Below are 12,446 nucleotides of genomic sequence, written 5' to 3' on the forward strand. Positions count from 1 at the left end.
AATTAATTAAATTCTAGTTCTACATCTTGCGCCGCCATCAATGACAACTTATGAATTAAGTCATCACTAGGCGTAACACACCATTCAGTCCCTAAGGTAATCTCAGCCAACGCATCCGGACGTTGATAGAATACTTTAATAGGACATGTACCAAACTTATAAGGTTCAAGTACTTTTTGTAAATTATCGAAGAAGTTTGCCTCGATCTGCACCATATTCAGCGTCATTTTAATCGCTTTTATACGTTTTTCTCGCGCTTCGGCAATGGTGCATATGTCTCTAGCAGTCATTGTAATGCCACCAGAGAAGTTATCAAAGCTGACCTGTCCGGATATTACCAAGATATTGTTAACTTGCAGCATATCTTGGTACATTTCAAACTGTTCTGGGAATAAGCGTACATCAATACGGGCACTCTTGTCATCTAAAGTTATAAGACCCCAACGATTTCCCTTTTTATTTATCAGGGTTCGGGCATTGATAACAAGGCCAGCCGCTGTTGACTGCACATCACGATTTGTGGGCTGCAAGTCTACTAGCCTTCCCGAGGTGTAATGCTTTAGTTCTTTACGGTACTGGTTAATTGGATGGCCAGTTAAGTAAAGCCCTAAGGTCTCTTTTTCACCGTCTAGCCATTGCTTATCAGTTAAGTCTGTCGCTTTGATAAACGCCTGTTCAACTTCGTCTGGTTCAGTAGCCAATAAACCAAACAAATCTGCTTGCCCTAATGACTCTGCTTTATGATGTTGATCAGCTGCTCGCATGGCATCTTTTAAGCTCGCTAATAAGGTCGCACGACCTGGCTGGGTTTTATCTGGACCAAGTTGATCGAGTGCGCCTGCATAGATAAGTTTTTCGACCACGCGTTTGTTTAAGCGTTTTAAGTCAACTCTGGCACAAAAATCAAATAAGTCTTTAAACGGGCCGCCTTCACTTCGAGCTTCTAAAATAGCTTCAACCGGTGCTTCACCCACGCCTTTAATGGCACCAATGCCATAAACAATCTCACCTTTTAGATTAACAGTAAACTTGTACTCACCGGCATTTACATCAGGTGGTAACAAGGTCAGTTTCATGTTTTCACATTCATCAACCAAGGTAACAATTTTATCGGTGTTATCCATATCCGCCGACATTACTGCCGCCATAAACTCAGCTGGATAATGGGTCTTCATCCACAGGGTTTGATACGATACCAGTGCATAAGCAGCAGAGTGCGATTTGTTAAAACCATAACCCGCGAATTTCTCTACCAAGTCGAAGATTTTCATTGCAAGTTCGCCGTCAACGCCATTATTTATAGCGCCTTCTTCAAAAGTCGAACGTTGCTTTGCCATCTCTTCAGGCTTTTTCTTACCCATTGCACGACGAAGCATGTCAGCGCCACCAAGGGTATAACCGGCAAGTACCTGCGCAATTTGCATTACTTGTTCTTGATAAAGAATGATACCGTAGGTCGGCTCAAGAATAGGCTTTAGGCTTTCATGTTGCCACTGAACGTCTGGGTAAGATATTTCTTCTCGGCCGTGCTTACGGTCGATAAAGTTATCTACCATGCCTGATTGCAATGGACCTGGGCGGAACAGTGCCACCAGTGCGATCATATCTTCGAAGCAGTCGGGCTTTAGACGACGAATAAGATCTTTCATACCACGAGATTCGAGCTGGAATACCGCGGTGGTTTCGGCGCGTAGCAATAACTCAATACTTGGCTTGTCATCAAGTGGAATGGCGTTAATATCAACCGGCTCTTTACCCTCGCGGGCTAGGCGCTCATTGGTCATATCAAGCGCCCACTGCAAGATGGTAAGCGTTCTTAAACCTAAGAAGTCAAACTTAACTAGGCCCGCCGTCTCAACGTCGTTTTTATCAAATTGAGTAACCGGGAATTTACCTTCATCATCACAATAAAGGGCCGCAAAGTCAGTGATAGTGGTTGGTGATATTACAACACCACCAGCGTGTTTACCGGCGTTACGTGTACACCCTTCGAGGATGCGACACATATCGATAAGCTCTTTTACCTCTTCATCACCGTCGTAGGCTTCTTGTAAACGAGGCTCTACATCAAACGCTTTAGCCAAGGTCATGCCCGGATCGCCCGGTACTAATTTTGAAATACGATCAACAAAGCCGTAAGGGTGACCAAGTACACGGCCTACGTCACGGATAACCGCTTTTGCAGCCATGGTACCAAAGGTGATGATCTGAGATACCGCGTCACGGCCATAAAGCGCCGCTACGTGGTCAATTACCTCATCGCGCCTATCCATACAGAAGTCGACGTCGAAATCGGGCATTGAAATACGCTCAGGGTTCAAGAAACGTTCGAAGAGTAGGTCAAACTCTAGCGGATCAAGATCGGTAATCTTCAAAGCATAAGCAACCAGTGAACCGGCACCCGAACCACGTCCTGGACCTACTGGAATATTGTTATCTTTACTCCACTGAATGAACTCCATTACGATCAAGAAGTAACCCGGGAAACCCATTTGGTTGATTACGTCGAGCTCTATTTTCAGACGCTCATCATACTCACCCCGTTTTTCTTTACGCTCTTGCTCATCAGGGAATAAAAACTGTAAACGCTCTTCAAGACCATCTTCAGAGACTTTAACCAAGAAGTCTTCAATTTTCAGTGAACCGGTTGGGTAATCAGGTAAGAAGTAAGTTCCTAGCTGCACGGTTACATTACAGCGCTTGGCAATTTCTACGGTGTTTTCTAACGCTTCTGGAATATCGCTAAATAGCTCAGCCATTTGCTCCGCTGTTTTTAGATATTGCTGCTCAGAAAAACGTTTTGGTCTGCGTTTATCTTCTAGGGTATATCCGTCATGGATTGCCACTCGGATTTCGTGGGCTTCAAAGTTTTCTGGTTTTAAAAACACCACTTCATTCGTTGCTACCACTGGTAACTGCTCTTTTGCGGCAAGCTCAACAGCCAGATGCAGATAATCTTCTTCTAGGGGGCGTTCAGTACGAATAAGCTCAATATAATAATGATCGCTAAAGTGCTGCTTATAAAAGCTAACCACAGACTCAATAAGACCAGGGTTGCCTTTTAGTAGGGCTTTACCTAAGTCGCCATCTTTAGCGCCTGATAATAAAATCAGGCCATTTTTATTCTCTACCAACCATTCGCGATCAACCACAGGGCGATGAAATAAATGCCCACGCTGGTACGCTTTAGAGATCAATAAGGTAAGGTTTTTATAGCCTTCGTTATCTTTCGCTAAGATGGTAATGCGACTTGGTTCATCCTCAAATTCAGGGCTTCTTAACCAAAAGTCAGCACCAACAATAGGCTTAATCCCAGCGCCATGCGCCGCACCATAAAATCGCACCAAACCACATAAGTTCATCTGGTCAGTGATTGCCAGCGCTGGCATTTGCAACTCTTCAGCTTTAGCTACAATCGGCTTGGTTTTAGCAAGGCCGTCCACCATTGAGAAATCTGAGTGAACACGTAAGTGAACAAATTGCGGCGCAGGCATTACAATTGCTCTCCTTTCAACGCCAAAATGCGCTGAACAGGTTTAAAGCTCTTACGATGCTCTGCAATTGCCCCGTATTGTTCGAGTGCCGCAAAGTGCGCTTTAGTTGGATAGCCTTTATGACCTGCAAAGCCATAGTCAGGATAACGCTTATCAAGCTCAATCATTTCTTCGTCACGGGCAACTTTCGCTAAAATAGATGCCGCAGAAATCTCTTCAACGAGGCTGTCACCTTTTACTACCGCCTGTGCTGGCACAGTTAACTGGCTAGGCACACGATTACCATCAATAAAAACAAACTCAGGCTTTACACTTAAGCCTTCAACCGCACGGCTCATTGCAAGCATAGTGGCATGAAGAATATTTAACTCGTCAATTTCAGTTGGGCTGCAACGGCCAATGGCATAGCACAGAGCTTTTTCTTTTATTTCTATCGCTAATAATTGGCGTTTTTTATCTGTTAACTTTTTAGAATCAGCTAAACCTGCTATTGGCTTATTCGGATCAAGTATTACCGCAGCGGTAACAACATCACCCACTAATGGGCCACGGCCAACTTCATCTACACCTGCTATATAATTAACATTCGGTCGTTCAATTTGCATTTAGTAACTCCGCGACTGCAGCTGCAGCTTGTTCGTTGGCATTTAATCTTATGTCTTTATGAATAGCTAAAAAGCGCGCTTTTAATTCGCTGTTATCCGTATTCAACATAGGTGTTAGCGCAGCTGATAAGTTTTCAACATTACACTCAGTTTGTAAGTATTCTGGAACAAGTTCTTCATCGGCTAATAAATTAGGCAACGAAAAATATTTAATGTTAAAAGTGAATAGTGTTTTAAAAATCCAATAACTCAGTGGCTTAATTTTGTAGCCCACGACCATCGGCTTTTTATACAGCATGCCTTCAAGCGTTGCGGTACCTGAGGCAAGTAAAATGGCATCAGCAGCTTGCATTGCAAGGTTTGATTGACCATCCAATAATTGCAGTTTTAAATCAGGGGCTGTTCTTTCTAAAATCTCACAAAACTGTGCTTTTCGTTTTTCATTGACTAACGGCACTACAATTTTAAGATCAGGATTTTGCGCCTGTAATTTCGCTGCTGTTTGAATATAGGTTTCGCTTAAAAGCCCTACTTCAGAACCCCGGCTACCTGGTAACAAAGCAAGTACTTTATCTGTTTGTGATAAACCAAGCTGGTTACGCGCTTCGGTTTGGTCGTGCTCAAGCGCAATATCATCAGCTAATGTGTGACCCACAAATGTACAAGGTACATTGTGTTTATCGTAAAAAGCTTTTTCAAATGGCAATAGTGCCAGCACTAAATTAGTAGCCGCACTGATTTTATGTATACGTTTTTCGCGCCACGCCCACACTGATGGACTAACATATTGAATCGTTTTGATACCTGCATCTTTTAACGGTTTTTCAACACGTAAATTAAAATCAGGCGCATCAATGCCAATAAATACATCCGGTGGGTTGTCGATAAAATGCTGCACCAATTGTTTGCGTATTTTGAGTAGACGCGGTAATCGGCCAAGCACTTCGACTAAGCCCATCACTGATAATTCGTCCATATCGAATAATGTATTGCAACCAGCCGCTTGCATACGCGGGCCCGCAATCCCCTCAAAAATAGCATCAGGAAAACGGCGTTTAAGTGCTTTTATTAACCCTTCACCTAAAATATCACCTGATAACTCACCTGCCACCAAGGCAATACGTAACGGCTTTGTATGTTCTTTCATTCGTTGATAATTCGCAACTTTTGGCACTAATGTAAATGAGTTTACCGTGTTTTAGCAGTCGGATAAATGTCACAGAGTTAATAAATACTAGAAATCGAAATTACGCTAAAAAGTCGTCGATTCTTTATACACAGTTTACCGCTCAAAGTAGCGGTAGATAATTAGTCAGATTCTTAAAAATAATAAAAATTAACTAAGTAAGCCATAGTAAATGAGCTTTTTATAACGATTAAATATTTGAAAGTGTAGAGCATTATCTCTAACCTGTAGAAAAGATATACAGAGGCTGTCTGTCTTTTTTTCGTACTTTTCTATTGACTAAAATGGATACAAGGTTAGAATTCACAAAATTTCAATAATTACTGAAACTTTATAACCGATTTTTGTCGTGTCTACCGCACCCGCTAACAAGGAGCTAAACGATGATAGATGAAACATTTGTGGATCTATCGCGATTGCAATTTGCAATCACTGCCCTATTTCACTTCCTATTTGTTCCACTTACCTTAGGTATGACGTGGATTTTGGTGATCATGGAATCCGTTTACGTGATGACTGGTCGCGAAATTTATCGTGATATGACTAAGTTCTGGGGGAAATTGTTTGGTATCAACTTTGCGATTGGTGTGGCCACGGGTCTAACTATGGAGTTTGAGTTTGGTACCAATTGGTCTTATTACTCTCACTATGTGGGCGATATTTTTGGCGCACCACTGGCAATTGAAGGCTTAATGGCTTTCTTTTTAGAATCAACTTTTGTGGGTATGTTCTTTTTAGGCTGGGAGCGTTTGAGTAAACGTCAGCACCTAGGTGCAACCTTCTTAATGGCATTAGGGACTAATTTATCTGCACTATGGATTTTAGTCGCAAATGGTTGGATGCAAAATCCGGTAGGTGCTGAATTCAATTACCAAACCATGCGTATGGAAATGACCAGCTTTGCTGAACTGGTATTTAACCCTGTTGCACAAGTTAAGTTTATTCATACTGTATCAGCAGGTTATGTTGCAGCATCTATGTTTGTACTGGGTATTAGTAGTTGGTACATCTTAAAAGGTCGTGACCTTGCTTTTGCCAAACGCTCATTTTCGGTCGCATCAGGGTTTGGTTTAGCGTCAATTTTGTGTGTGATTTTACTGGGTGATGAATCTGGCTACGAAGTTGGCGAGGTACAAAAAGTAAAACTCGCAACGATTGAAGCTGAGTGGCACACCGAAGAGGCCCCTGCCGCATTTACGCTGGTAGGTATTCCTGACTCAGAAGAGCAAGTCACTCACGCCGCTGTAAAAATCCCCTACGCACTGGGTATTATTGCTACTCGCTCAATTGACGAGCAAGTAACGGGCATTAAAGACCTTGAAGAGCAGCATGAAAAGCGTATTCGTAATGGCATGATTGCATACGAATACTTAGAAAAGCTTCGCAGCGGTGAAGACACTCCTGAAAACATTGCAAAATTCGATACCTTAAAAGCTGATTTAGGCTATGGTTTGCTACTTAAGCGCTATACGCCTAACGTGGTTGATGCAACAGAAGAGCACATTCAAAAAGCAGTGAAAGATTCAATCCCTCAAGTGGGCCCAATGTTCTGGTCATTTAGGATCATGGTTGGTTGTGGTGTGATCATGCTTGGCGTATTTGTCTTATCTTTTTATTACAACGCACACCGAATTATTGAGCAAAAGCGTTGGTTATTGTGGGCTGCGGTATGGAGTATTCCACTGCCTTGGATTGCTATTGAGTTTGGTTGGATTGTTGCTGAATACGGCCGTCAACCTTGGGCAATTTCGGAAATTTTACCGACCTTCTTGGCAACCTCATCACTGACGGTCAATGACCTATTGATTAGTATTACTGGTTTCTTAGTATTCTACACAGGTCTTGCTGCGGTTGAAGGTTGGCTGATGCTGCGCTTTATAAAACAAGGGCCAAGCTCGCTTCATACTGGTAAATATCACCATGAACTTGTCAAAGCAGATAGTCTTGCAAGCCAAGGAGCTCAATCATGATTTTTGATTACGAAACTCTTAAACTAATTTGGTGGCTGTTAATTGGTGTATTACTGATTGGCTTTGCAGTGACCGATGGTATGGACATGGGTGTGGCAATTTTGCTTCGCCTAGTGGGTAAAACCGATGTTGAACGCCGAACGGTTATTAACACCATTGGTGCTCACTGGGATGGTAACCAAGTTTGGTTCATCACTGCTGGGGGGGCGCTTTTTGCAGCCTGGCCTATGGTCTACGCGGCTGCGTTCTCTGGCTTTTACTTTGCCATGATGCTGGTATTATTTGCGCTATTTTTCAGACCACTTGGCTTTGATTACCGCTCAAAAATAGATTCACCACGCTGGCGTAATAACTGGGATTGGGGCCTATTTGCAGGTAGTTTTATTCCGGCTCTAGTATTTGGTGTGGCATTTGGTAACTTGCTACAAGGTGTGCCTTATCACATTGATGACCTACTGCGTGTTAGCTACCAAGGCTCATTCTTCGCGCTATTAAATCCATTTGCCATTGTTGCAGGCCTTGTGAGTGTACTTATGCTCGTTGGCCACGCTGGTATGTGGCTACAACTTCGAACTGATGCGGAGGTTGCAAAACGCTCAGCACAATATGGCCGATATGCACTGATGGCGTTTATTGTATTGTTTGCTTTAGCAGGTGTGTGGGTATCTCAACTTGATGGTTATACAATCGTCAGCATGGGTGATACTCAAGGCTATGCCAACCCACTGGCTAAAACAGTAACGCAAGCACCGGGGGCATGGCTTGATAACTATACAAAAATGCCATTAACCATGCTGTTCCCTGCCCTTGCATTCGTTATGGCGGCACTGGCAATAGTGTTATCTAAATTACAAAAACCAGCGATGGCACTGATCGCTTCAAGCCTAATGCTTGCTGGCGTGATACTCACTGCGGGTATGTCAATGTTCCCGTTTGTTATGCCTTCGAGCAACAACCCTAATATTAGTTTAACCATGTGGGATGCGGTTTCGAGCCATATGACACTTAACGTGATGTTTATTGCTGCGGTTATTTTTGTACCACTTATTCTTATCTACACAACATGGTGTTATGTGAAGATGTGGCGCAAAGTAACCATCAGTGAAATTGAAAACAACACTCACGGTAGCTATTAAGGAGATTAAAATATGTGGTATTTTGCCTGGATTTTAGGTGTTCTATTAGCCTGTACACTGGGAGTGATCAACGTAATGTGGTACGAATTTCACCAACATAAAGATTCAATCGCTGATGATGAGCTAGAGCTATACGCGAGACTCAAAAACGACGATGACAACTAAACCCCGACCAAATCGCGCGCAGCAGCAAACGCTGCGCGCTTTTTTAAAGCAGTATAGCCAGTCCGCTTCAGGACTTCTAAAATTAAGCATTAGTCTGGGCACACTCAATGCCCTGTTAATGATTGCCTCTTGTTATCTTCTTGCTAACGCAGTTCATCAAGTTATGTTTGAACAAGCAAACTTGAAAGCCGTAAGCCCATTGTTATGGCCTCTCGCGGGGCTCATTTTAGCTCGTGCTTTATTGGTTGCGCTAAGTGAACGGGTGAGTAACCTTGCCGCGTTAAAAATAAAAAACGTGATGCGTAATACATTGCTAGAAAAGCTCAGCAAACTTGGGCCAGCATACACTGAACAAAAAGGCCATGGCGCAACACTTAACACCTTACATAATGGGGTGGAAGCTCTACATCAATATTACGCCAACTACATTCCAAGTGTGGCTTACAGTGCGCTTATTCCATTAGCCATATTGGTCGTAATTTTTCCAACCGATTACAAAGCAGGCCTCATATTCCTTTTAACAGCCCCGCTTATCCCCTTTTTTATGATTTTAGTGGGCCATAAAGCGGAGCAGTTAAACCAAGAACGCTGGCAACAGCTAGCGGTACTTGGCAATTACTTTTTTGACCGATTACAAGGACTGACTCAACTTAAGCTTTTTAATGCAACCAAGCGTGAGCTAAATAGCATAAGTCAGATATCTGATGATTACCGTGGTGCAACCATGGGGGTGCTGAAAGTCGCCTTTTTATCATCTTTCGCTCTTGAGTTTTTAGCCACCATTAGTGTTGCCCTTGTTGCTGTGATCATTGGCTTTAGATTATTTTTTGGTACGCTCGATTTTGCGACCGGTTTTGTGGTGCTATTACTGGCCCCTGAGTTTTACTTACCACTTCGGCAAATGGGCACTCATTATCATGCAAAACTCGAAGGGATCAGCGCCGCTGCTGATATGGTCGATATAATCAATCAAAGCGACGCCGATGAACATTTGGGTACCTCTAAACTTGAGTTACCGATAAAAGACATACAGCTGAATGCGCTTACTTTTCACTACCCTGAGACAAACGAAGGGGTAACTGATATCAACTTAAGCCTGCCAAGCACAGGCTTAGTTGCCTTTGTAGGTGAAAGCGGCTCGGGTAAAAGTACTTTGTTTGATTGCCTATTGGGTTTTCATCATCAAGCCAACAATGCCATTCACATTAACGGACAGCCACTGAGCGATACCGCCTTAGCTGATTGGCAAGCACAGCTTGCGTGGATCCCACAACAAGCCACTTTATTTTATCGAACCGTTGCAAATAACCTACGATTAGCAAAACCAGATGCAAGCCAAGCTGAACTTGAGGAAGCGGCTAATAAAGCTGGTGCGCTTGAATTTATAAACGCCCTACCTAATGGCTTTGATACACAGCTTGGTGAACAAGGAGAAGGCCTCTCAGGGGGGCAAAAGCAGCGTATTGCCCTTGCCCGTGCATTTTTAAAAAATGCCCCTATGCTAATGCTTGATGAGCCTACAGCTCACTTAGACAGCCAAACAGAGCACTTAATCAACCAAGCAATCCGAGATTATGCAAAAGATCATTTAGTGCTGGTTATTGCTCACCGACTGAATACGGTTAAACATGCCGACACCATTTACGTTATGCAACAAGGTCACATTGTTGAGTCTGGTCATTATCAGCAACTCACCGAACAAGCAGGCCTATTTGCTAAGCTTGTGAGCCAAGGTGAAGCCCATGCATAACTTCATACGTTTATTAAAACTTTGCAAACCTCATGCAGGCATGCTGCTTTTGGGGGCTTTTTTAGCAAGCTTAACAGTACTTGCAAATGTCGGTTTACTCGCTATCTCGGGCTGGTTTTTAGCAGCCATGGCAGCGGCGGGTATTGCCGGTGTGCAGATGAACTACTTTACCCCTGCAGGGGTGATTCGCTTTTTAGCTATCGTGCGCACAGCGTCTCGTTACGGCGAGCGAATGATAACTCACAACGCTACCTTTTTGTTACTAAGCGAAATTCGCGTAAAGATGTTCAAGACTCTTAGCCAACTCAACAACGTTGACTTAGCAATGACTCGTAGTAGCGACTTGTTCAACCGCCTACAAAACGATGTTGATGCGTTAGATAAGTTTTACCTAAATGTGCTGCTGCCAATTATCGTCGCTCTTATCAGCATTCCTATCGTAATGGCATTCATGGCAATGTATAACGCTGATGTTGCATTGTTATGCTTTATTTCATTGATGATTATTGGCGTGTTACTTCCGGCTCTATTGAGCCATAAACTTCGCCAACAAGCACATGCTGAAACACAGCTTTCAGCAGAGTTAAGATCTGAGCTTGCTGATACACTATCAGGTGCCAGAGAGCTTGCAGTATATCAAGCACACGCCGCGCAGCTTGCCCATTGTGATTCACTCAGTAAGCAATACAACAGCTTGCTATATAATCGACACAAAGCCATAGCAAACAGTAATGGCTTAAGCACTTTGGTGATCCAACTCACCATGCTTGCCAGTGTATTTATAATAATTCCACTGGTCGCAACAGCTACTATGAAAAACGTTGAACTAGCTATGCTCGCGTTATTTGTATTAGCCAGCTTTGAGACTGTACTAACTTTGCCAAGTGCGTTTATAGAATTACCAAATGCTTTAAGCGCAGCACAGCGACTATTTACACTCGAAGACAAACTCGAAGAGCATAATGAACAGAAGCAAGCACATGCAATACCACACAGTGCTCTTGGCCTTGAGTTCAAAAATGTTAATTACCGATACCAAGGCGCAACCAGTAACGCACTGAATGAAATTAACTTATCAATTGCTTCAGGCAGTAAATTAGCTCTAGTTGGTGCCAGCGGCAGTGGCAAAACCACTCTGGTTAACTTACTAACAGGGCTTTGGCCTATCCAATCAGGCACGCTTGAACTAACCACTAGAGAAAATACTTTTGAGCTAAGCAAGCTTAGTCATCAGCAGCGCTTCAAATGCATGACTATCGTGGCTCAGCAGCATCATATTTTTGATGGCACGCTTCGGGAGAATCTTCGCTATGCAGCTTTTGATGCGACAGATGAAATGCTTATTGAAGCCTGTGAACAAGCAGAACTTGGCTCATGGTTAAGCAATTTAAAAGATGGGCTAAACACTCGTTTAGGCACCGCAGGCAGAAAGCTATCTCATGGTCAGTCGCGTCGTGTTGCCATTGCCCAAGCTCTATTAAGGCAAGGTAATTTAATCATTCTTGATGAGCCAACAGAGAGTCTAGATAACCACACTAAGCAAAACTTGCTGACTACGCTTGAGAAAATATGGGCAGATAAAACCATGCTAACCATTACTCACGACCCAGCAATGCTAAGTCGTGTTGATAAAGTGATTTGGTTAGAACAAGGACAAGTGAGAGCCCTTGCAAGTCATGCTGAATTAGTTGCTAATGAAGCTGACTACGTAGAGCTTATTACCCGCTTTTAATCTAGCTGTTCAACGGTAACGTCAATCACACCTTGCTTTGTTGATGCGATTTGTGAAAACGCCTTTTTTGATAAATCAATAATGCGACCGCGGATAAATGGGCCGCGGTCATTAATGGTCACAATCACGCTTTTATTATTAGCAATATTAGTGACTTTTACTTTACTACCAAAGCCAAGTGTTTGATGAGCCGCGCTCAATGCCTGTTGAATAAATACCTCACCACTTGCAGTAGTTCGGCCATGATATTTATCAGCGTAATAACTGGCTTTGCCTTTTTCTATCGTTCCCTTAGTTACCGAAGGCGCAGTACTACAACCAGTTATAATTAAACTTAATAAAGCAAAGAGGATAAGTTTGTTCATATTATTGAATCCTTTTTTTTGCCATAAAGGTAGCAAGCGCTTA

At 43.0% G+C, this 12,446-nt stretch carries 9 protein-coding genes; 5 read left to right on the forward strand and 4 right to left on the reverse strand.

What is annotated here, in order from left to right; translation table 11 throughout:
* Window positions 1-2 precede the first annotated feature (2 nt).
* From dnaE to lpxB, 3 genes are read right to left on the reverse strand one after another with little or no spacing between them, the layout of a single operon-like run.
* A complete protein-coding gene (gene dnaE / locus QL229_RS02075) occupies window positions 3-3,494 on the reverse strand; it encodes a DNA polymerase III subunit alpha (protein ID WP_138558141.1) in 3,492 nt (1,163 codons plus the stop codon).
* Window positions 3,494-4,099, reverse strand: a complete 606-nt coding sequence (gene rnhB, locus QL229_RS02080; protein WP_199525896.1) for a ribonuclease HII — start codon at window positions 4,097-4,099, stop codon at window positions 3,494-3,496. Before rnhB ends, dnaE begins: the two co-directional genes overlap by 1 nt.
* A complete protein-coding gene (gene lpxB / locus QL229_RS02085) occupies window positions 4,089-5,246 on the reverse strand; it encodes a lipid-A-disaccharide synthase (protein WP_138558143.1) in 1,158 nt (385 codons plus the stop codon). The genes rnhB and lpxB overlap by 11 nt, the downstream gene beginning before the upstream one ends.
* 422 nt (window positions 5,247-5,668) lie before the next feature.
* On the opposite strand from lpxB, the gene QL229_RS02090 reads away from it, so the two are divergent.
* The 5 genes from QL229_RS02090 to cydC are packed head-to-tail and all read left to right on the forward strand — an operon-like array spanning window position 5,669 to window position 12,038.
* Complete coding sequence (locus tag QL229_RS02090; RefSeq protein WP_135924021.1) at window positions 5,669-7,255, forward strand: cytochrome ubiquinol oxidase subunit I; 1,587 nt, start codon at window positions 5,669-5,671, stop codon at window positions 7,253-7,255.
* Entirely contained in the window at window positions 7,252-8,391 is a 1,140-nt protein-coding gene (gene cydB / locus QL229_RS02095) for a cytochrome d ubiquinol oxidase subunit II (RefSeq protein ID WP_135924020.1), read from the forward strand. Before QL229_RS02090 ends, cydB begins: the two co-directional genes overlap by 4 nt.
* Before the next feature lie 12 nt (window positions 8,392-8,403).
* The gene (cydX, locus tag QL229_RS02100) at window positions 8,404-8,556 is read left to right on the forward strand and encodes a cytochrome bd-I oxidase subunit CydX (protein ID WP_138558144.1); all 153 of its coding nucleotides are present in this window, start codon (window positions 8,404-8,406) and stop codon (window positions 8,554-8,556) included.
* The gene (gene cydD / locus QL229_RS02105) at window positions 8,546-10,306 is read left to right on the forward strand and encodes a thiol reductant ABC exporter subunit CydD (RefSeq protein WP_138558145.1); all 1,761 of its coding nucleotides are present in this window, start codon (window positions 8,546-8,548) and stop codon (window positions 10,304-10,306) included. The genes cydX and cydD overlap by 11 nt, the downstream gene beginning before the upstream one ends.
* Window positions 10,299-12,038 (forward strand): thiol reductant ABC exporter subunit CydC, encoded by a 1,740-nt coding sequence (gene cydC, locus QL229_RS02110; protein ID WP_138558146.1) that lies wholly within the window; start codon window positions 10,299-10,301, stop codon window positions 12,036-12,038. The genes cydD and cydC overlap by 8 nt, the downstream gene beginning before the upstream one ends.
* Here the strand turns inward: cydC and QL229_RS02115 are convergent.
* On the reverse strand, window positions 12,035-12,403 hold the full coding sequence (locus QL229_RS02115) for a septal ring lytic transglycosylase RlpA family protein (protein ID WP_138558147.1): 369 nt from the start codon (window positions 12,401-12,403) through the stop codon (window positions 12,035-12,037). The two genes, cydC and QL229_RS02115, sit on opposite strands and share 4 nt — an antisense overlap.
* Window positions 12,404-12,446 lie beyond the last annotated feature (43 nt).

The sequence above is a fragment of the Pseudoalteromonas sp. PAR1 genome (assembly GCF_947311895.1).
Classification (GTDB): domain Bacteria; phylum Pseudomonadota; class Gammaproteobacteria; order Enterobacterales; family Alteromonadaceae; genus Pseudoalteromonas; species Pseudoalteromonas lipolytica_C.

Bases quoted from the DNA above. Each gene is read 5' to 3' on its own strand.
- dnaE (WP_138558141.1), bottom strand. From the start codon at position 3,494: ATGCCTGCGCCGCAATTTGTTCACTTACGTGTTCACTCAGATTTCTCA.
- rnhB (WP_199525896.1), bottom strand. From the start codon at position 4,099: ATGCAAATTGAACGACCGAATGTTAATTATATAGCAGGTGTAGATGAA.
- lpxB (WP_138558143.1), bottom strand. From the start codon at position 5,246: ATGAAAGAACATACAAAGCCGTTACGTATTGCCTTGGTGGCAGGTGAG.
- QL229_RS02090 (WP_135924021.1), top strand. From the start codon at position 5,669: ATGATAGATGAAACATTTGTGGATCTATCGCGATTGCAATTTGCAATC.
- cydB (WP_135924020.1), top strand. From the start codon at position 7,252: ATGATTTTTGATTACGAAACTCTTAAACTAATTTGGTGGCTGTTAATT.
- cydX (WP_138558144.1), top strand. From the start codon at position 8,404: ATGTGGTATTTTGCCTGGATTTTAGGTGTTCTATTAGCCTGTACACTG.
- cydD (WP_138558145.1), top strand. From the start codon at position 8,546: ATGACAACTAAACCCCGACCAAATCGCGCGCAGCAGCAAACGCTGCGC.
- cydC (WP_138558146.1), top strand. From the start codon at position 10,299: ATGCATAACTTCATACGTTTATTAAAACTTTGCAAACCTCATGCAGGC.
- QL229_RS02115 (WP_138558147.1), bottom strand. From the start codon at position 12,403: ATGAACAAACTTATCCTCTTTGCTTTATTAAGTTTAATTATAACTGGT.